Annotated in this window: 21 protein-coding genes and 1 pseudogene; 12 read left to right on the top strand and 10 right to left on the bottom strand. The window is 52.0% G+C overall.

The genetic code is table 11. The features are described from left to right. Nucleotides 1-85: 85 nt before the first annotated feature. Entirely contained in the window at nt 86-373 is a 288-nt protein-coding gene (locus tag ACJJIN_RS01550) for an antibiotic biosynthesis monooxygenase family protein (RefSeq protein ID WP_413665059.1), read from the top strand. Here the strand turns inward: ACJJIN_RS01550 and ACJJIN_RS01545 are convergent. The 4 genes from ACJJIN_RS01545 to ACJJIN_RS01530 form a co-directional block, all read right to left on the bottom strand. Further along, entirely contained in the window at nt 348-986 is a 639-nt protein-coding gene (locus ACJJIN_RS01545; protein ID WP_444896615.1) for an alpha/beta family hydrolase, read from the bottom strand. The two genes, ACJJIN_RS01550 and ACJJIN_RS01545, sit on opposite strands and share 26 nt — an antisense overlap. After that, nucleotides 979-1,203: a YheU family protein gene (locus tag ACJJIN_RS01540; protein WP_108732557.1), complete on the bottom strand. Its 225-nt coding sequence runs from the start codon at nt 1,201-1,203 to the stop codon at nt 979-981. Before ACJJIN_RS01540 ends, ACJJIN_RS01545 begins: the two co-directional genes overlap by 8 nt. Before the next feature lie 62 nt (nt 1,204-1,265). Beyond that, nucleotides 1,266-2,078 (bottom strand): class I SAM-dependent methyltransferase, encoded by an 813-nt coding sequence (locus ACJJIN_RS01535; RefSeq protein ID WP_444896614.1) that lies wholly within the window; start codon nt 2,076-2,078, stop codon nt 1,266-1,268. A gap of 16 nt (nt 2,079-2,094) precedes the next feature. Beyond that, nucleotides 2,095-2,439, bottom strand: coding sequence for an MTH1187 family thiamine-binding protein (locus ACJJIN_RS01530; RefSeq protein WP_444896613.1), 345 nt, complete (start codon nt 2,437-2,439; stop codon nt 2,095-2,097). A 92-nt stretch (nt 2,440-2,531) separates the two neighbouring features. Here ACJJIN_RS01530 and ACJJIN_RS01525 point away from each other — a divergent pair, with 92 nt between their 5' ends. The 4 genes from ACJJIN_RS01525 (at nt 2,532) to mnmC (ending at nt 6,174) form a co-directional block, all read left to right on the top strand. Then, on the top strand, nt 2,532-3,062 hold the full coding sequence (locus tag ACJJIN_RS01525) for a glycine cleavage system transcriptional repressor (protein ID WP_282933559.1): 531 nt from the start codon (nt 2,532-2,534) through the stop codon (nt 3,060-3,062). 82 nt (nt 3,063-3,144) lie between these two features. After that, complete coding sequence (gene trmL, locus ACJJIN_RS01520) at nt 3,145-3,618, top strand: tRNA (uridine(34)/cytosine(34)/5-carboxymethylaminomethyluridine(34)-2'-O)-methyltransferase TrmL (protein ID WP_108732553.1); 474 nt, start codon at nt 3,145-3,147, stop codon at nt 3,616-3,618. Nucleotides 3,619-3,632: 14 nt separating this feature from the next. Next, entirely contained in the window at nt 3,633-4,172 is a 540-nt protein-coding gene (gene fldB, locus ACJJIN_RS01515; protein WP_444896612.1) for a flavodoxin FldB, read from the top strand. Nucleotides 4,173-4,185: 13 nt separating this feature from the next. Beyond that, nucleotides 4,186-6,174 carry a bifunctional tRNA (5-methylaminomethyl-2-thiouridine)(34)-methyltransferase MnmC2/FAD-dependent 5-carboxymethylaminomethyl-2-thiouridine(34) oxidoreductase MnmC1 gene (mnmC, locus tag ACJJIN_RS01510; RefSeq protein ID WP_444896611.1) on the top strand — a complete coding sequence of 663 codons (1,989 nt, stop codon included), beginning with the start codon at nt 4,186-4,188 and terminating at the stop codon, nt 6,172-6,174. Here mnmC and ACJJIN_RS01505 read toward each other — a convergent pair. Beyond that, entirely contained in the window at nt 6,167-6,802 is a 636-nt protein-coding gene (locus tag ACJJIN_RS01505; protein WP_444896610.1) for a DUF502 domain-containing protein, read from the bottom strand. The two genes, mnmC and ACJJIN_RS01505, sit on opposite strands and share 8 nt — an antisense overlap. A gap of 9 nt (nt 6,803-6,811) precedes the next feature. Between ACJJIN_RS01505 and ACJJIN_RS01500 the strand changes: the two genes are divergently transcribed. Next, complete coding sequence (locus tag ACJJIN_RS01500) at nt 6,812-7,624, top strand: glutaminyl-peptide cyclotransferase (RefSeq protein WP_444896609.1); 813 nt, start codon at nt 6,812-6,814, stop codon at nt 7,622-7,624. Here the strand turns inward: ACJJIN_RS01500 and ACJJIN_RS01495 are convergent. Next, nucleotides 7,608-8,036, bottom strand: coding sequence for a hypothetical protein (locus ACJJIN_RS01495; protein WP_157953964.1), 429 nt, complete (start codon nt 8,034-8,036; stop codon nt 7,608-7,610). The two genes, ACJJIN_RS01500 and ACJJIN_RS01495, sit on opposite strands and share 17 nt — an antisense overlap. A gap of 153 nt (nt 8,037-8,189) precedes the next feature. Here ACJJIN_RS01495 and recQ point away from each other — a divergent pair, with 153 nt between their 5' ends. The 3 genes from recQ (at nt 8,190) to ACJJIN_RS01480 (ending at nt 12,124) form a co-directional block, all read left to right on the top strand. Continuing rightward, complete coding sequence (recQ, locus tag ACJJIN_RS01490; RefSeq protein WP_444896608.1) at nt 8,190-9,995, top strand: DNA helicase RecQ; 1,806 nt, start codon at nt 8,190-8,192, stop codon at nt 9,993-9,995. A gap of 98 nt (nt 9,996-10,093) precedes the next feature. Then, nucleotides 10,094-11,605 (top strand): CoA-acylating methylmalonate-semialdehyde dehydrogenase, encoded by a 1,512-nt coding sequence (locus tag ACJJIN_RS01485; RefSeq protein WP_444896607.1) that lies wholly within the window; start codon nt 10,094-10,096, stop codon nt 11,603-11,605. Between the two features lie 276 nt (nt 11,606-11,881). After that, nucleotides 11,882-12,124, top strand: a complete 243-nt coding sequence (locus tag ACJJIN_RS01480; RefSeq protein ID WP_444896606.1) for a hypothetical protein — start codon at nt 11,882-11,884, stop codon at nt 12,122-12,124. A gap of 113 nt (nt 12,125-12,237) precedes the next feature. Here the strand turns inward: ACJJIN_RS01480 and ACJJIN_RS01475 are convergent, their stop codons facing one another. The 3 genes from ACJJIN_RS01475 to djlA all read right to left on the bottom strand — a co-directional run bounded on the left by ACJJIN_RS01475 (nt 12,238) and on the right by djlA (nt 14,653). Continuing rightward, nucleotides 12,238-13,083 carry an OmpW/AlkL family protein gene (locus tag ACJJIN_RS01475; protein WP_444896605.1) on the bottom strand — a complete coding sequence of 282 codons (846 nt, stop codon included), beginning with the start codon at nt 13,081-13,083 and terminating at the stop codon, nt 12,238-12,240. 429 nt (nt 13,084-13,512) lie between these two features. Further along, entirely contained in the window at nt 13,513-13,821 is a 309-nt protein-coding gene (locus ACJJIN_RS01470) for a BolA family protein (protein WP_444896604.1), read from the bottom strand. A gap of 46 nt (nt 13,822-13,867) precedes the next feature. Then, nucleotides 13,868-14,653, bottom strand: a complete 786-nt coding sequence (gene djlA, locus ACJJIN_RS01465) for a co-chaperone DjlA (RefSeq protein WP_444896603.1) — start codon at nt 14,651-14,653, stop codon at nt 13,868-13,870. 236 nt (nt 14,654-14,889) lie between these two features. Here djlA and ACJJIN_RS01460 point away from each other — a divergent pair, with 236 nt between their 5' ends. The 3 genes and pseudogenes from ACJJIN_RS01460 to ACJJIN_RS01450 form a co-directional block, all read left to right on the top strand. Continuing rightward, nucleotides 14,890-15,495, top strand: a complete 606-nt coding sequence (locus ACJJIN_RS01460; RefSeq protein ID WP_444896602.1) for a hypothetical protein — start codon at nt 14,890-14,892, stop codon at nt 15,493-15,495. A gap of 136 nt (nt 15,496-15,631) precedes the next feature. After that, nucleotides 15,632-17,050, top strand: coding sequence for an allophanate hydrolase (gene atzF, locus ACJJIN_RS01455; protein WP_444896601.1), 1,419 nt, complete (start codon nt 15,632-15,634; stop codon nt 17,048-17,050). Nucleotides 17,051-17,192: 142 nt separating this feature from the next. Further along, nucleotides 17,193-17,417, top strand: a pseudogene (locus tag ACJJIN_RS01450) (allophanate hydrolase-related protein); the annotation flags it as partial. Here ACJJIN_RS01450 and ACJJIN_RS01445 read toward each other — a convergent pair. After that, nucleotides 17,344-18,225: a LysR family transcriptional regulator gene (locus tag ACJJIN_RS01445; protein ID WP_444896600.1), complete on the bottom strand. Its 882-nt coding sequence runs from the start codon at nt 18,223-18,225 to the stop codon at nt 17,344-17,346. The pseudogene ACJJIN_RS01450 and the gene ACJJIN_RS01445 sit on opposite strands and share 74 nt — an antisense overlap. Nucleotides 18,226-18,253 lie beyond the last annotated feature (28 nt).

The raw sequence follows: 18,253 nt of genomic DNA, 5'->3' as shown, positions 1-18,253 counted from the left end.
CATCTCCAGAGGCATGAGGGCCGCGCGGTAATTCCCCTGCGCCCGCACTAAAATCCTCATAGGACTTACGCAATTCGGGCTGACAATGATCTATGTGTTGATAGAACGGGAAATTGCGGCAGAAATGCAGGGCAGCTATGAAGAGGCCGCCCGCAAAATCCTCACTTGCGCCTACCGCACCGTAGGCTTTATTGAGGGGCAGACCTATATCGAGAAGGGCAATCCCTTGCGGCGCTTTACACTCTCCAAATGGCAATCTGAGCTCCATTGGCAACACTGGTATACCAGCCAGGAGCGCCGCGCACAGATGAATCTACTCAACCCACTGATGGTGCGGGAAGAGCGCATTACTGTCCTGGAGATCGCAGCATAAACTGGGCAGCCAACTCTACTGCGGATTGCCAATGCTGAAGCTGGTTAAAACCGCTGGCGCGACGGGGTTTAAAGTCGTGATCGCCATCTTCCAGCCACTCGACCTCAATGGTGTTCGCCAAACCGTAACCTTCTACCTCAGCCCGGCTGCCTAATGGGTCCCGATCTCCCTGTATCACCAAGGTCTGGCAGTGAATATCCACCAAGTGCTCGGTACGCAGCTTTTCCGGCTTGCCCTGGGGGTGAAACGGATATCCCAGGCATACAGCACCGGCAATCGCCTTCTGCCCCCAGTATTCATCCGCCAATAGACTCGCCACGCGCCCGCCCATGGACTTACCACCGATAAACAGGGGCAACTCGGGGCCTAGCTGGACGATTTGCTCGCGGAAAGACTCTTGTAGCTGGGGCATGGTATTGGGTGGCCGCTTACTTCCCCCGGTGCGCCGCTGCGCCATATAGGGAAACTCAAAACGGACAACTTCCACACCCTGCTTACACAACCCCTGCGCAAGGAACTGCATAAACTCACTGTCCATCGGCGCCCCGGCGCCATGGGCAAACAGAAAGCGCGCACGGGGCTCTCTCGGGCTATCGATCAACCATTCAGACATCGGGGGGCAGGTCCTCGGCCAGGACCAGGTTTACGGTTTCTTCACCGGGCTCAAACCAGATCACCACTTGGCCGGATTGCAGCTGGCGACGCAGGCTGGCAACTTTGTCCACCAGTTCCACTTCACGCTCACCGTATTCGGTGCCCTCGCGAGTGGCGTACTCTTCCAGCAGACTTTGCAGGGTATCGGCATCTAGTTGTTCGAAGGGAATAATCATACAGCGACTAATTCAGGTAGGCTGGGAGCAGCCATAGCCACCCCCAGAATATTGTAAAACGATCAGGACTTGGGTTTGCGGAAGCGCAGAGTCATACGATCGCTCTCGCCGATAGCGAGATACTTTTCACGATCCTCTTCACCCAAGCGCATTACCGGCGGTAAGGTCCATACGCCTTTGGGGTGGTCAGCAGTGTCTTTGGGGTTCGCATTTACCTCGCTGGCCTCTTCGAATTCAAAGCCCGCCTTTTTAGCCAGGTCGATAACATACTCCTGGGTGACATAACCACTTTTCACCATATCTTCCAGGCTGGTACCTGGCTTGGCACGGTGCTCAACGATCCCCAGAACACCACCGGGCTTCAGCGCGGCAAAAAAGCTGGCAAAAGCTTCATCGGCATAATCGCGATACATCCAGTTGTGCACGTTGCGGAAAGTTACTACGGCATCGGCACTGCCTGCCGGAGCAATCTCGCGACCGGTTTGCGGGGCAAACTCAGTCACAATCACTTTCTTGTAGGCCTTATCATTGGCAGCCAGCTTCGCTTTGAAGTTCTTCAGGGAGCGCTTGAAGTAGTCGGACTCACTATTCTCGGGGAAGTGCGCCGCATATAAGGTCCCTTCCTTGCTCAGGTAGGGCCCCAGAATTTCGGTGTACCAACCGCCACCCGGAGTAATTTCCACTACCGTCATATCCGGCTCGATCCCCATAAACTCCAGGGTCTCCGCTGGGTTGCGGTACTGATCGCGGGCGACATAATCCTTGTTGCGATGATCCCCCTTAATGGCAGCAGAGAAATCTGCGGCCTGGGCTGTGCCCGCCAAAGCCAGGGCACCGGCCAGGGCCACCAGGGATTTCTTAAAATTGCTCGTCATAGTTTTTCCTGTGTTGTTATCGTTGGTCCAACTTCATTTGCACACTGTTGATCTTATCCTGCATAGATTGCTCGCGGTCAATACGAGTTCCCAATTTCAGGCTGGAACTGATTCGGTCGGCGCCCATTTGATGCACCCGCTCGTGGCACTCTTTAACTGCCGCCATCACCTTATCCCAGTCCCCCTCGATATTGGTACCGTATGCGTGCAGGCGATAGGAAAGCCCCGCCTCTTCCAGCACCCGCTCGCACTCAGCAACGTATTTACTGACGGAAACACCAACGCCGATAGGGATCACACATAAGTCAGCAATCACGTTCATCAACAGTCCCTCGTTAAAGTACTTGGATATTGGTTTCAAAATAACGCTTTTGAGATTGGCCGATAGAGTTATTCGACGAGATCCTATTACAATGTCAGCTCAACGTCTCTCGTGAAGCAAAGGAACCCTATATGCAACAGCATCTCGTTATCTCCATGATCTCTGATGACAAGCCCGGTGTCGTGGAAAAGCTTTCAGCAGTTATCGCAGATAACGGCGGCAACTGGGAAGACAGCCATATGGCCCACTTCGCTGGGAAGTTTGCCGGAATCCTGCGGGTGGCGGTGCCCGCAGATAAAAGCGAGACACTTAAAGAGGCGTTATCAGCCCTGGCAAACGCAGGCTACAACCTGGTCATTGAAGATGCCATTGCAGTATCCGCCAAACCCCAGCAGACGCTGACGCTGAAACTGGTTGGCAACGACCGTCCCGGCATAGTCCGCGAGATCTCGCGCGCACTTACCGCTCACCATATCAATATGGAGCATCTGGAAACCACTTACGGCAGCACCCCCTGGAGCGGTGAGCCCCTGTTTAATGCCGAGTGCACTATCAGTGTGGCCGAAGACATAGATCTCGACGGCCTGCGTGACGATCTGGACCAGATTGCCAATGAACTCGGGGTCGAGATCGATTGCGAGGAGATCGCCACCCCCATCTAATTGTGGAATAATCCGCAGCCGTACAGGGCCGGGCACTGCTGTCCGGTCTAGCTAGAAGTCTCTCCAGCGCAAACGCCACCTCATGTTCAAGATTGTTCTATACCAACCTGAAATAGCGCCAAATACCGGCAATATTATTCGACTTTGTGCCAATACCGGGGCAGAGCTGCACCTTATCGAGCCCTTAGGTTTCGATATGGATGACAAACGCCTGCGTCGCGCCGGCCTCGACTACAGCGAGTACAGTCGCGTGGTGCGCCACAAGGACTGGCAGACCTTTATCGATAGCGAGCAACCCGCCAGGGTGCTGGCGCTCTCCACCAAGGGAAGCAAAAGCCATACCGCGATCGAATTCCAGGCGGATGACGCCATTGTGTTTGGCCCGGAGACCCGGGGGCTACCCGCAGAGTTCCTGCAAGCAGTAGGGGCCGAAAACACTTTGCGTATCCCCATGCGTGCCGAGAGCCGCAGTATCAACCTATCCAATGCCGCCGCCATTGTTATCTACGAGGCTTGGCGACAATTGGATTTTAGTGGCGCCGTGTCCCAGCAGTAAGAAGTTCACCTGTTATGCAAAGTTCCCAAGCCCCAATCGGACTCTTTTACGGTTCCAGCACTTGCTATACCGAAATGGCTGCGGAGAAGATCCGCCAGTGTATCGGTCCTCAATGGATTGATATCCACAATATCGCAGAGGCGGATATTGGCCTCGCCGAAGACTACGACTTCCTTTTGTTCGGCATTCCCACCTGGGACTACGGCGAACTGCAAGAGGACTGGGAAAATATCTGGGACGACTTGGCCGCGCTGGACCTGCACGAGAAAAAGGTCGCGCTGTTTGGTCTGGGTGATCAGGAAGGCTACCCCCAGTGGTTCCAGGACGCCTTGGGCTATTTGCATTCACAGCTCCTCGCCTGCGGTGCCCGTGCAGTGGGCTATTGGTCCGCAGAAGGTTACGAGTTTGAAGAGTCCAAGGGGCTAACCGCCGATGGCAGCCAGTTTGTCGGGCTGGCCCTGGATGAGGAGAACGAATTCGATCTGAGCGAGGAGCGTATCCAGCGCTGGTGCGCCCAGGTAATGCGCGAGTTTGGCTTGCAGGATGAGGGCTGACGGAAGTCTTATTGTGAGCGAACCGGACAAAAAGTACGCAGAAATTGAATGGCGTGAAGACGGCCAGCCGCTGTCTCGCGCCTACGACGACATCTATTTTTCCAGCGCCTCCGGCCTGGAGGAAACCCGCTACGTTTTCCTGCAGCAAAATGCCCTGGCTGAACGCTGGCAACGGCTCGCAGAGAACGGCACCTTTACCATTGCCGAGACAGGCTTCGGCACCGGCCTGAACTTTCTCGCCGCCGCAGAGCTTTGGCAGAAAACGGCCCCGGAAAGTGCTCGCTTGCACTTTATTTCGGTCGAGAAGTTCCCACTGCGTCCCAACGACCTGCGCAGGGCAATGGATCTCTGGCCACAACTGGCCCCGTTCGCTCAGCCTTTGATTGATAGCTACCCTCCCCTGCTGGCCGCCGGCATTCACCGGCTGCACTTTGGCCCAGTCAGCCTGACCCTGATTATCGGGGAGGCAAGTGAGGCCCTGAACAGCTTGCGCCTGCAAAGGGACAGCGATCACCAGGTAGACGCTTGGTTCCTGGATGGTTTTGCCCCAGCCAAGAACCCGGATATGTGGACACCAGAGCTGTTTAAAAACATGGCCGCTCTGAGCAGTCCCAGCGCCACTTTCGCCACCTTTACCTGTGCCGGGCTGGTTAAGCGCGGACTCCGCGATGCCGGTTTTTCCCTGCGCAAGGTTCCCGGCTTCGGGCGCAAAAGAGAGATGCTGTGTGGCACTCTGGAGAGCCCACAAGTGAGCGAAACCAGAGAAACTCCGTGGCACCTGCCTCACCAGGAAAGCAAGCCCCCTAAAACCGTCGCTATTGTCGGCGCGGGAATAGCCAGTGCCACTATTGCCCGGGCGCTGGCAGAGCGCGGCATCGATGTTCAGGTATTTGAACAGGGTGAGGAACCCGGCTCTGGTGGCTCTGGGAATGACCAGGGAATTCTATACGCCAAGTTATCTCCCAAGCCCAGCCCCAACGGAGACTTCAATCTCCACGCTTTGATGTTTGCCCAACGCTACTATCGCAGCCGCTGCTCTAAAGTGAGCCACTTCAGCGGTCTGCTTCAATTGGCGCAAACTGAGCGGGAACAGCAATTACAGAGTCAGGTTGCCGCCACACTGGCGGAGAGCGTTGGGCAGCTATTGGCTGAACCTGTCGATGCTCGAGCGGCCAGCTCCCTGGCAGGCGTCGACCTACCCGTGGGTGGACTGCACTTTCCTCACGCCGGGTGGATTGAACCGCGCAAAGTCTGCGCCACTTTATTACAGCACCCAAATATCAACCTGCACAGCAACAGCTTGGTAAAAGGGTTAGGGCGAGAATCGAGCGGTTGGTCAGTAAAAACAGACCGCAGTGACTTTCAATTTGATGCGGTAGTTCTGTGCGGTGCCAATGATATTCGCCAATTTGCCCCTGCGGCGGCCCTCCCCCTGAAGCCAATTCGCGGGCAGGTGTCCAGAGCAACGGCCACTGAAAATTCTTCGCAGTTACAAATGGCTTTGTGCGGTGAGGGTTATATCACTCCTGCCTATCAAGGGCGTCAGAGCTTTGGTGCCACCTTTAAGCTTAAGGAGACCGCTACTGACCTACGAGTTAGCGAGCACAGCGAGAATCTACAAACCCTGGCAGAGCTACTGCCGAAAATAGCCGATGAGTTCTCACAACAGTCTCTCACTGGCCGAGCGGCTTTGCGCGCAGCGACCCCCGACTACCTACCCTTAGCCGGCCCCTTACCCAACTGGGACTCTATCAACGATACCTATGTCGCACTGCGCAAGAATCGCAAGCAGTACGTTCCCGAGCGGGCTGACTACCAGCAAGGCCTCTATGTAATGGGAGGCTTGGGTTCCCGTGGCTTTACCTACGCACCACTAACAGCCGAGGTACTGACTGCCTGGATGCTCAACGAGCCCCTTCCGGTCAGCGCAACCCTGGCCAAAGCACTGCACCCGGCTCGCTTTGCCATTCGCGATCTGGGTAGAAACCGGGATATCAAGTAGAGGGGACTCCAGTCTCCTTCTTCTCTGAAGACAGCAAGTTGGCACTGCCGGAACCACAGGCGACGATCGTCTTCATCGCCGCCTCAACACTCACGCCGGGCAGTATTTCTACGCACTCTGCCGGTACGTGAAACACAAACCCGGAGGTGGGTACCGGCGCTGTGGGCACATAGACGGTCATATCTCCATTGGGGTGTTGAGAAGTGACAATTGCGGTGACAGTGAGCGGATTATCAATGCCGTGAATGCGGACCTTGGCTACCGGCCCCGCCAGCACACCTTCACCACCGCCACCAATAAACTGGATCACCACATCTTTGATGGTGCTGTAACCCGGCGCCAGGCGTCCCAACCAGTGATCCACATGGCGGTGCAACCAGCTGCCAACACTGGTTTTCACCAACAAACCAATCGCGAAACAACCACCGAGAATCAGGGCTATCACCACGAGCCTGGCAAGGGTATTCTTAAATTCTGTATGCGCCTCAAGCCACACCACAGCGGGAGCTACAAGATCACCAACTTGACCGAACAGCCACTGAAACAGCAGGACAAAGATAGCTATAGGCAGCACCACTGCGAGTCCACCCAGCAGCGTCAAAGTGATAAAAGTTTTAATTCTGGTCATAGGCTATTGATGAACCGACTTCTCGTGAACAGCTGGATACTGTTATTGCTTTACGCCCCGTGGCTGCAAAGTGCAGCTGCAGAGACACAACTCCAAACAATCCCTTTTTCCATCCTGGAAGAGCGCCAGCGTGGAGGGGACCATTTCACCCAGGGGCTTTTCTACGATGGTCAACGCTGGTGGGAGAGCAGTGGTCGCTACCGCCGCTCCTGGCTCGCCGAGTATACCGATCCTGGCGCCAATCCAGTAAGACGCAAATGGCTGGCCAGGAACCGTTTCGCCGAAGGGCTCACAGTTCTCCACGATAAACTTTACCTGCTGACCTACAAGGCGGGAGAGGTCCATGTCTACCACGCAGACAAGCTCCAACATTTGAAGGTCATGCACTATCGAGGCGAAGGCTGGGGCCTCACCAGTAATGGCCAGCAGCTGATTATGAGTAATGGCAGTGGCGAACTGGTTTTCCGCGATCCCGATACTTTTGAGGTAGTGCGACACCTCAAAGTTCAAGGCGGAGGTAAAAATTGGTCCAGACTCAATGAATTGGAATTTGCCCAGGGCCTGATTTGGGCAAATATATGGCAAGAAAAACAGATTATTGCCATCGATCCGGAGAGTGGCCAGGTGCGCGGCATTATCGATCTCAGCGCTCTCAATCCGGCCGGCAGAAATCACCCTGACACCGTGGCCAATGGGATCGCCTGGGACAAAGCCAAAAATGGGCTCTGGATAACTGGAAAGTACTGGAAACAGCTCTATTTGATTCGCCCTGCAGGACTGGGCTTTGAGCGTACCAGTAGAGTTTCTAACGCTGATCCGTAACGGTCAGCACCCCCCCATCCCGGAGATAGTCCATCGCAGACAACTGCAACTGCAAGCGATAGCCGTGCCCCCTGCTCTGTAGGCTGACGCCTTCCAAACTCGCCTCGCCGTCATACAGCGTGGTGAATTTCCCTTCTTCATTTTCCCACTGAATATTTTCAACTTTTTGCATGCCGGGTAACTCAAGAGTGACCACTGTGAACTCTTCCGGCAAAGGCTGTAGCTCAACCTGGGCAACACCCGATGCGGTCGCCAGGGAAAATGCCAGTTGGTTTTCCGGTGCTGTTTGCCACCCCAGGTGAGTGTCAGCAACAACAGATTGAACCAGATTATGTGGGGAGGTGGAGGCGCACCCCAGAAGTCCGGCAGGAACCGTCAACGACAACACAGTTGACAAAATCAATGTGCGCATAGCCCTATCCTTAGCTTGCCGCTGTGATGGCGTAGGATTATAACCCGCGAAATATGTCACAGGCGTAAAGCCGCCAATTTCATTCAATTTCAGCGGCATACTCATCAATAAACATACCACGCGCGATCGAGCCACAAGGTATACTCCCCGCCCATGAATTCCCCACAACATATTCTCGAACACGTTTTTGGCTATACCGATTTCCGCGATCCTCAAAAAGCAGTTATCGACACACTGGTAGCCGGCAATGATGCCCTGGTATTAATGCCCACCGGCGGTGGTAAATCCCTGTGCTACCAGATTCCCGCCCTGGCGCGCCCCGGGTGTGGAGTTGTAATCTCCCCCCTGATTGCCCTGATGCAGGACCAGGTAGAAGCTCTTCAGGAAGCCGGCATCCGCGCCGCTTACTTGAATTCATCAGTGGCCTATGACGAAATCCAGGCAATCGAAAGCCAGCTATTACACGGTGAGCTGGATCTCCTCTATCTAGCCCCGGAGCGGTTGCTACAGCCACGAACCCTGTCATTACTGCAACGGGTAGAACTGTCGCTGTTTGCCATTGATGAAGCCCACTGTGTTTCCCAATGGGGGCACGACTTTCGCGCCGACTATCTGCAACTCAACTGCCTGCACGAGCAATTCCCCCGGGTACCCCGTATTGCCCTGACAGCAACAGCAGACAAGCGCACCCGTGCAGAAATTGCTCGCCGCTTGGACTTGGAAGAGGCCCGCCACTTTGTCAGCAGCTTCGACCGCCCCAATATCCAGTACCGCATTGAGCCCAAGGACAACCAGCGCCGCCAACTGCTGCAATTCTTACAGAACGGACATCAGGGCAACGCCGGGGTTATTTACTGCCTGTCCCGAGCCAAAGTGGAGAACACTGCGGAGTGGTTGAGCCAGCAGGGCTTCACTGCCCTGCCCTATCACGCCGGACTACCCGCCGAGACCCGCGCCGAGCACCAGCGCCGCTTCCTGCGTGAAGAGGGCGTCATTGTTGTCGCCACCATTGCATTTGGAATGGGGATCGATAAACCGGATGTGCGTTTCGTTGTTCACCTGGACCTGCCCAAGAGTATCGAAGCCTACTATCAGGAAACTGGCCGTGCAGGCCGCGATGGCGGAGTCTCAGTTGCTTTACTCCTCTATGGTCTCGAGGATGTGGTAAAGATCGGCCAGATGGTGGAGTCCTCAGAGGGCAGCGAAGAGCACAAGCGCCAGGAACGCAGCCGCCTGAATGCCATGCTCGGGCTGTGTGAAATCACCAGCTGCCGCCGCCAGGCCCTGCTGGACTATTTTGCGGAACCACTGGACAACCCCTGCGGCAACTGTGATACCTGCCTGGAGCCACCTGCCACCTGGGATGCCAGTGAGGCAGCGGTAAAACTACTCTCCTGTGTCTATCGCACCGGGCAGCGCTTTGGCGCCAGCCACGTGATCGATGTACTGCGCGGCTCCGAGAACGAGAAAGTCCGCAAATTCGAGCACGACCAGCTCTCCACTCATGGCATCGGCAAAGACCTAAGTGCAGCCGAATGGCGGGCAGTCGTGCGGCAGCTGATTGTTCGCGGCTACCTGGAGGTCGAGGGAGAGTTCCAGGGGCTGAGGCTCACTGAGATTTGTCGCCCGCTGCTGCGACGGGAGGAGACTCTCAACCTGCGCAAGCTTCCCCCAAAAGCGGCGCGCTCGCAGAGCCGTGACAATCGCAGCCTGGATGATCTCAGCCCAGAAAACCAAGTGCTTTGGGAAGCCCTGCGCAACTGTCGCAAACAGTTGGCAGAAGAGCGCGGCGTGCCGCCTTATGTCGTCTTCCACGATGCGACCCTGCGCGGCATGGTACAAGCCCACCCACAAACACGCAGCGAGCTATTAGCGGTCTCCGGCGTTGGAGACAGTAAGCTCGAACGCTTCGGCGATGCATTTTTGGCAGTTCTCAGGGATTTTCCCAAACACGAATAACTCCGAACAGTCGGGAGCTTTTCCCCAAAACACAGAGCTGTGTTACAAAGGGGCAAAGCAGTAGAACAATAATTGATAAACCCGACTGAGAGAGAACTATGAAAGTAATCGGCCACCTGATTAATGGCAACATGGTTAATGACACCGGTGCCGCAGGTAACTCCGAACTCCAAGAGGTCACCAACCCCTCCACCAACGAAGTGATCGCCCAGGTTTCGCTAGCCTCTAAAGCGACGGTTGAAGAGGCCATTAGCGCAGCTGAAGCAGCCTTCCCCGCTTGGCGAAACCTTCCGACGGCCAAGCGAGTACGAATTATGTACCGCCTGCGAGACCTGCTCCAGGAGAACGCCGCAAAGATCTGTGAGCTGATTACCCTGGAACACGGCAAGGTCCTCGACGATGCGATGGGGGAATTACAGCGGGGCATCGAGAATATCGAGTACGTTTGCTCTACTCCGGAAATGCTAAAGGGCGAACACAGTAAAAATGTCGGACCGGCAATAGACTCCTGGAGCGAATTCCAACCGCTGGGTGTTTGTGCCGGCATAACCCCCTTTAATTTCCCCGCTATGGTTCCCCTGTGGATGTGGCCAATGGCAATTGCCTGCGGCAATACCTTTGTACTAAAACCCTCCGAACGCACCCCCTCCTCTGCACTGTTTATCGCGGAGCTGGGTATAGAAGCCGGCATCCCTACAGGGGTACTGAATGTGGTTAACGGCGGTAAAGAGGCCGTCGATACACTCCTCACTGATAAACGTGTCCAAGCGGTGAGCTTTGTGGGATCGACTCCGATCGCAGAATATGTCTACACCACAGGCACCGCCCATGGAAAAAGAGTGCAAGCGTTTGGTGGTGCCAAGAACCATGCGATCATCATGCCCGATGCCGACCTGGACAACGCTGCAGCGGCTCTAATGGGCGCAGCCTATGGCTCCTGTGGTGAACGCTGTATGGCCATCTCTGTCGCTGTAGCGGTAGGTAATGAAACCGCCGACGCCCTTGTTGAGAAGCTCAAAGTACAAATTGCTGATCTGAAAATCGGCGATGGTATGGACAGCCAAAGCGATATGGGGCCACTGGTAACCAGGCAACACTTACAAAAAGTGGAGAGTTATATTGCCGCTGGTATCGAAGAGGGTGCCGAGTTGGCTGTAGATGGGCGCAACCAAACCGTTTCCGGCTTCGAAAATGGTAATTATCTGGGTGCCTGCCTATTTGATCGAGTCACTCCGGAAATGTCGATTCATAGTGGGGAGATATTTGGCCCGGTACTCTGTGTGATACGTGTCGAAACCATGCAGGAGGCAATGGATATTATCGATGCTCATGAATACGGTAACGGCACCTGTCTATTTACTCGCGACGGTGAGGCCGCACGCTATTTCAGCGACAATATTAAAGTTGGAATGGTCGGTATCAACGTACCTCTGCCGGTGCCAGTAGCACACCACAGTTTCGGTGGCTGGAAGCGTTCACTGTTTGGCGACCTCCACGCCTACGGCCCCGATTCAGTGCGTTTTTACACTAAGCGCAAAACCATTACCCAGCGCTGGCCTGCCAGTGGTGTAAGGGAAGGTATTCAGTTCAGTTTTCCTTCAAATCAGTAATTACTGAAACAAATCATTATAAGAAGGCCCGTAACCAAACGGGCCTTCTTCCTACTCCAGATATAAACTGCTAGCAGGCATAAAGCTTCAGGACTCCAACCTCTACGCTCCTTAAACACTCCCCTGCCCCGATTTTCACGCCTAACACCAAAACCTTTTATTTACCTCACTAATTTACTCAAAAAAAACAAATAAGTTCTTATTTTTTAATGCATCTCATTTACTTCAGATTGACAGGGTGGGATTATTTATTTAGCAATAACTAGAATAACCATCATGAAAACCAAAGGTCTCGCTATTGCCCTTATTGCTGTATTGACCGCTACCCATCAGGCAGCAGCACAACAGGATGCATCATTTAAGAAATGTAAAAAATGGCAACAAAAAATTGAACACTTCCGCGAAGAAAGAAAAGATGACGGATCGGGAGAGCAGATGGAGAAATGGAAGGACAAGATAAAAAAATTGAGAGAGAAATTTAAAGAATACAACTGCGATCAATATAAGCGCCACTTGTAATCAAGAATTGGCAACTGCAGCACTCAAGAAAAATTATTCGCCTTCCCCTGAATATCAGATGAGCGTTAAATAAAAAAGGACGCCGAAGCGCCCTTTTTTGGCTGCATGACTGATTACCAGTGGAAATCAAACTTGTAGCCTACACCAATATTGAATGACCAGGGGTCAAAGAGGTAATCACCACCGAATCTGTGGCGATAAAACTCATTGTCATCATTGGTATCGAACCAGAAGGCATCCACCTCAATATCGGTATCTACATCATAGTAAATAGCGGCAAGGTTAATCAGCCAGCTACTATCATGACCGAAATTAAAGTCGACACCAATCTGCCAAGTGTATCCCCAGTTGTCACCCAGGTTTACACGGCCATCCCAAGGCCGGAACACTTCAACATCATCATCGAAATCCCACCAACCCCAATGTCTCAGACGCTCATCGGTAAAGTCGGTATAGTTGATACCTACTCCCATATAAGGCTGAACCATGCAGCTGGGATCTAACGGATAATAATTCAGATAGGCGGCCGTGATCTGAGGCTTCCACCTAGCGAAATCGCGGCGGCGATGGAACTCGTCAAAGTCCGGATTAAAGCGACGTAGCCAGGGCCTATTGTCTCCTCCTGTATGGCGGTCACCCTCGGTGTAACTCAAGGATACACTCATATGGTCAGTAGCCCGCCACTCTACATTGATAAACCAGCCCCACTCATCACTAGGATCAACATTGGAACGGAATGCACCCCAGTCAAAAGACTCATCATCCGGCCAGTCAAAGAATCTATCACTAAAGGTGACATTATCCGAGTTGGGGGAGATATAGGCCCCACCAATTCGAACCTTAAACTCCTGGGTCTTTGGTGGGGGAGGGGCATAGCCAGCCGGTCCTGCCGAAGCGACACTAGAGATTGCTAAGGCGAGGGGCGTCATAACGGGGATCAGAATACGCGTCATCTTCATTTGTGGTAACTCCATTGATATTCAGCAGATCAAACAGCAATCAGCCCAATCAATGGTCAGTCTAGTCGCACGAAGTAACAGGTGTAGAAAAAACAAACAAATGTTGGCGTGTAAAAAAGTATTTATTGTTTTCTGGCACTTAAACCGCTTTTTGGCGTTTAATTTTCCCGAACAAAGTATGATTTTTAAAATGGATAGGCGCCTCTTGGAATTCTAGCGGCCATCAGAGCAAGAGAGATATGAAGAGATCTAAATTAACAAACAAAAAATAGACGCCATTACACTACTGATTCTTACAACCAGTAAAAGCTTATGAGGGCTTTCATGACGCAAAAAGAAACTGAAAATTTTTGAATAGCTGTTTACATGAAAAACGCGACAGGTCCCAGAACTGGAACCTGTCTGAGTTGTTTTAAATAAAGCGCTGAATTACGACTTTTTTCCACCACCCTGGCATTCAGGACTCTGTGGGGCCTGTCCCTCCCACTCTTCCGGGCTGTAAGTGTGCAGAGCAAGAGCATGTATTGGGCCAGCCATTTCTTCAGATAAAGCCGCATAGACTTTTTGATGGCGCTGCACTTTTCTTGCCGAATTGAACGCCTCACTCACCAAAACGACCCGAAAGTGCATTTCAGAGCCAGCAGGCACATTGTGCATATGACTTTCGCATTGCACTTCAATATGCTGAGGGGAAAATTCCGCAGTCAGCTTATCTTTAATTGTCTCAGCAAGACTCATCTATCAACTCCTTTATTTGCGATACAGCAAGGCTACTTTCCAGAACCTAGCTGACAACCTTAGCCTGTTGCTTTCTCGCCTCAACAATCGCTTCATAGGCAACAGTAATACTTTTCATCTGATCATCAGCATGACGCATAAACTCTTCAGGCAACCCCTTGGAAGCAATTTTATCGGGATGATACTCTGCTGCTTTTCGGCGATAAGCTAATTTAAGCTCTTTATCGCTAGTCTCCGGAGTACAACCCAACACTGCGTAATGCTGCTCCAAATTTGCAGCCGTACTCCTACCCCCGTGCACAAACTCATTTTGCATTGCCGCAAATAAAGATTCATGCAACCCAAGATCAACAGTGATGCGTTTTAAAATATCTTCTTCTGCGCTATGTAATTCACCATCGGCATAAGCAACAGCAAATAATAGGCGATACACCATTTCCCGCATTGCTTGATCGCGAACCAGCTGGCGATACTGTTTTGCGTAATCGTAAATGCTGTACTTATCAGTCTTGGCATTTTCAAAAATACGGATTGCATGCTTGCGCTCCTCAGTGCCCAGACGGAGGTTGTTTCTAATAAAGCCCTCTATAAACTCCACTTCAGCTTTAGAAACCAGGCCGTCTGCCTTAGCCATTTTTGCCAGCATCGAAAATAGAGTCACGATGAAGATTGTCTGGGCTCCATCCCTGCTCAGGGCCGAAGCAGCCTTCCCGAGGCGCTGCTGCAAACTGGAACCAAATGAACTGCCGATCCAGGCTCCCAATGCCGCACCAATTGGACCGCCAAACATAAAACCAAAGCCTGCACCTAACCCCGCCCCTAACCAGGACATACACTCTCCTAGACGCTAAAAGTCGCGCCCGCTATATAAGAATTAAACAAGTAAAACGCGCCTATCATACCACGTACTACGGCGCCTTAATCCCCAAATATGAATCGCCGGTCACAACCCAATAGAACTGAACCCGCCAGGTCTATCTTTTGACGCGGCAATCAATCTCGAAACTATCACTAGTCCTCAGGCCCAATTATGTTTGAGAGTGAAAATCGAACTTAAAGGCAAGCCGAATGAAAATGCGGCCAGACACAGCTCTCTTTCGCCCCCTATTGGCTTTTTGTGCCATAGCACTCCTCACGTTAACCGGTTGCGATCAACATCGAGGTGCATCCCAGCAAGAGGAGGCCAGCAGCACTCCAGGGCACCAGGACTGGGAAACTATCGTAGAGGTCCTTCTGCACCCCCGCTGCCTCAATTGCCACCAGTTGGAGATGCCACTTATAAATGAAGGGTCTCCCCATGTTCCTAGAGTGGAGCGCGGTCCAGATAATATGGGGGCAGGTACCATGCGTTGCAATAACTGCCATTCAAATAAAAACAACCCTGTTACCGGTGCGCCTGGAGCTCCAGGGTGGGTTATGGCACCCATTGAGTTGAACTGGTCACAAAAATCCTCGGCTCAAATCTGCAAGCTGCTAACTACTCCCCAGGACAACGGCGGGCGAGCACCAACCAGTCAGCTGGAGTTTGTCAGTACCAGCCCACTGGTATTGTGGGGATGGCACCCCGGTGACAGCCGCCAACCGGTAAATATCCCCCACGATAAGTTCATTGAAGCAATGAAAGGTTGGATTGCAGCAGGGACACCCTGTCCACCGGAGAGGACATCAAACTAATTATGTATTTGCTAAATCTAATATTATGCGGTTTACATTGAGATGAAAATTCTTGAAAAAATATAATCTTAGTAATACAAACATCGAAATAAATAACAGTTCGGTATCTAGTTGAAGTTATTCTCGGAACCCTTTTATGGCCCACGATTTAACGCTAGACCATCTAAGAAACACCTACTCCCAAGGTATTACAACACCGCGTGAACTCATTGCCAGTCTATTAAAGCAAGCACTGCAGCAAGCCAATTATAACGCCTGGATAACTCTATTAACGCGAGAAGAGCTAGAACCCTATCTAGAAGCATTGGACCGAATAAGGCCCAGCGATCTGCCATTATACGGAGTGCCCTTTGCTATCAAGGATAATATTGATCTTGCTGGAGTACCTACAACAGCAGCCTGCCCAGACTTTAGCTATATCCCTCGCGAAAGCGCATTTGTTGTAAAGCTATTGATTGAAGCAGGAGCCGTGCCGCTCGGCAAAACCAATCTCGACCAATTCGCCACCGGTCTAGTAGGTGTTCGCTCCCCTTACGGAGAAGGTAAAAACTCTTTTAACCAGGAGTATATTTCTGGCGGGAGCAGTGCGGGATCAGCTATTGCCACAGCACTTGGGCAAGTCAGTTTTGCTTTGGGAACAGATACTGCTGGCTCTGGTCGGGTACCTGCGGCACTCAATAATTTAATAGGCCACAAACCCACTCGGGGACTGCTGAGCACTACAGGGGTTGTCCCCGCCTGTAAAAGTCTCGACTGCGTGTCAATATTCGCCCTAAATTGTCAAGATGCTGCCAAGCTACTTGATATTACGGCGAAGTTTGATTCAGCCGATATCTATAGCCGTACCACCCCATCTTCAAATAGGCTGCGGTACTTCCAGGAAAGCTTCCCTAACAATAAGATCAGTTTTTCTTTTGGTATACCTGAACAACTTGATTTTCAAGGGAACAAAGAAACCCAGGCACTCTTTAATCAATCTATCAAAAAATTAAAAGTGCTGGGCGGACAGGCTGTAACTGTAGACTTTAATCCTTTTATAGAAGCGGCAAAGCTACTATACGAAGGTCCCTGGGTAGCCGAGCGCTGGATTGCAACTCAAGGTGTAAAACCGAAATCCATGCTTGAGGTAATCCGGAAGGTTATTAACTCCGCGGAAACAAAAACTGCAGCTGATGCTTTCTTGGGACAATACCGCTTACAAGCACTAAAGAGAATCTGTGATAAAACACTGGAGAATATCGATTTTATCATTATTCCCACTATACCGACTGCTTACACCCGCCAGCAAATATCCGAGCAACCCATTCAAAGAAATTCTATTCTCGGAACCTACACAAATTTTATGAACTTATTGGACTATTCTGCGACCGCAGTACCCGTTGGCTTTCTTAGCTCCGGAATTAGCTGGGGAGTCACTTTGTTTAGCCAGAAACATTGCGATATGTCTCTGCTAAGTTTTTCTAATAGTTTACACCAGGCCTGTAATCTCCCATTGGCTGCTACAGGAGAACGCCCGGGAGAAACATCCAACCAAGACAGCGGCTCTCGCCATTAGCTACACCGGACAAGCTGGTAAAAATTGTAATCTGTGGTGCACATCTCAAAGAGTAACCTCTCAACTGGCAACTCACTGAGCGGGAGAACAGTTATATCAGAAAACAACAACCAGTCACCAATACCGACTCTATGTTCTCCCCGAGGAGGTGCGCCCCGCTCTGGTTCGCGATGAATCAGGAAATGGGCAAGCCATCCAGGTGGAAATATGGCAGTTACCAACCGAATATTTCGGCCATTTAGTTGCTACAATACCTTCTATGGAAGCTGGCTTAATTGGCTCCAATCCAAACACTAAGCCCACTCGGCGAATTTACTTAGCCAGGAGGCATTCGTTTTCCTTCCTACTACAAAAAGCTCTTCACTAGATTTTATATCGCCATCCTCCACCCTAACGATTACCCCACCTATTTCAGTTATCAGAGGCTCAGGCAGAAAAGCGAGCAGCCTATTATTTTTTACTAGCTGGCAAAGAACCCCATAATCATTTACAACGACCTGCACCTTGCGAGGATAATTAATTTCCGGCCAGCCATCGCTACCTATCCCCCGCTCTTCACCACAGAAGGGTGATATCCTCGGTGCGGCAAATGGATATTGCAAGATATCTGACAGTGAAGCCTTCACCTCAGCCCCCTGCTCCACTACCAAAGAGTGATCAGGCCCTGCAGCAATACACATTGATACTGAGCCAAGTGGCCGAGCACCCATTGAGGATGACAACTGCCCCAAAACCGCTCCGGTTATCAGGGCCAGATCTACCTCCCCCCTGGATAACATCTTCAATGCCAAGGCTTCATAGGCCGATGTGAATGACAACCGCCCCCCTTCCTCCTCAATAATAAATTTGCGGTAGATAAATGTACCCCAGGCTAGTTGCAGCATGGTCGGAGCAGCAATTCGGCACTCCTGATTTACATTTAGCTCGCCAACTTCAGAGCGAATTCTTCTGGCAATCGCCACCATCTCAACCGCCCGACTTTGCAGTCTGAGGCCTGCATCATTGATTTTCAGTTGCTTGCCAACTCGATCAAACAGGCGAGTGCCCAGCTCTCCTTCCAGCCGCTTTAATGTTTTACTCAATCCACCCGGGCTCGTATCCAGCCTGTCTGCGGAGCGCTGCAGGTTCTCCGTCGCAGCAATCACTAGAAACTTCTCAAGTGCTTCTATTTCCATAGTGGAATCAAATATCTCTATTTTTGAA

The organism is Microbulbifer maximicatervae (SeqCode) (assembly GCF_052467505.1).
Note: the sequence above shows the minus strand (reverse complement) of the source record. Positions and strands in the feature narration are given on the sequence as shown.

What these genes read in the sequence shown, in the direction of transcription:
- ACJJIN_RS01550 (WP_413665059.1), top strand. Translation starts at nt 86, where the DNA reads ATGATCTATGTGTTGATAGAACGGGAAATTGCGGCAGAAATGCAGGGC.
- ACJJIN_RS01545 (WP_444896615.1), bottom strand. Translation starts at nt 986, where the DNA reads ATGTCTGAATGGTTGATCGATAGCCCGAGAGAGCCCCGTGCGCGCTTT.
- ACJJIN_RS01540 (WP_108732557.1), bottom strand. Translation starts at nt 1,203, where the DNA reads ATGATTATTCCCTTCGAACAACTAGATGCCGATACCCTGCAAAGTCTG.
- ACJJIN_RS01535 (WP_444896614.1), bottom strand. Translation starts at nt 2,078, where the DNA reads ATGACGAGCAATTTTAAGAAATCCCTGGTGGCCCTGGCCGGTGCCCTG.
- ACJJIN_RS01525 (WP_282933559.1), top strand. Translation starts at nt 2,532, where the DNA reads ATGCAACAGCATCTCGTTATCTCCATGATCTCTGATGACAAGCCCGGT.
- trmL (WP_108732553.1), top strand. Translation starts at nt 3,145, where the DNA reads ATGTTCAAGATTGTTCTATACCAACCTGAAATAGCGCCAAATACCGGC.
- fldB (WP_444896612.1), top strand. Translation starts at nt 3,633, where the DNA reads ATGCAAAGTTCCCAAGCCCCAATCGGACTCTTTTACGGTTCCAGCACT.
- ACJJIN_RS01505 (WP_444896610.1), bottom strand. Translation starts at nt 6,802, where the DNA reads ATGACCAGAATTAAAACTTTTATCACTTTGACGCTGCTGGGTGGACTC.
- ACJJIN_RS01500 (WP_444896609.1), top strand. Translation starts at nt 6,812, where the DNA reads ATGAACCGACTTCTCGTGAACAGCTGGATACTGTTATTGCTTTACGCC.
- ACJJIN_RS01495 (WP_157953964.1), bottom strand. Translation starts at nt 8,036, where the DNA reads ATGCGCACATTGATTTTGTCAACTGTGTTGTCGTTGACGGTTCCTGCC.
- recQ (WP_444896608.1), top strand. Translation starts at nt 8,190, where the DNA reads ATGAATTCCCCACAACATATTCTCGAACACGTTTTTGGCTATACCGAT.
- ACJJIN_RS01485 (WP_444896607.1), top strand. Translation starts at nt 10,094, where the DNA reads ATGAAAGTAATCGGCCACCTGATTAATGGCAACATGGTTAATGACACC.
- ACJJIN_RS01480 (WP_444896606.1), top strand. Translation starts at nt 11,882, where the DNA reads ATGAAAACCAAAGGTCTCGCTATTGCCCTTATTGCTGTATTGACCGCT.
- ACJJIN_RS01475 (WP_444896605.1), bottom strand. Translation starts at nt 13,083, where the DNA reads ATGAAGATGACGCGTATTCTGATCCCCGTTATGACGCCCCTCGCCTTA.
- ACJJIN_RS01470 (WP_444896604.1), bottom strand. Translation starts at nt 13,821, where the DNA reads ATGAGTCTTGCTGAGACAATTAAAGATAAGCTGACTGCGGAATTTTCC.
- djlA (WP_444896603.1), bottom strand. Translation starts at nt 14,653, where the DNA reads ATGTCCTGGTTAGGGGCGGGGTTAGGTGCAGGCTTTGGTTTTATGTTT.
- ACJJIN_RS01460 (WP_444896602.1), top strand. Translation starts at nt 14,890, where the DNA reads ATGAAAATGCGGCCAGACACAGCTCTCTTTCGCCCCCTATTGGCTTTT.
- atzF (WP_444896601.1), top strand. Translation starts at nt 15,632, where the DNA reads ATGGCCCACGATTTAACGCTAGACCATCTAAGAAACACCTACTCCCAA.
- ACJJIN_RS01445 (WP_444896600.1), bottom strand. Translation starts at nt 18,225, where the DNA reads ATGGAAATAGAAGCACTTGAGAAGTTTCTAGTGATTGCTGCGACGGAG.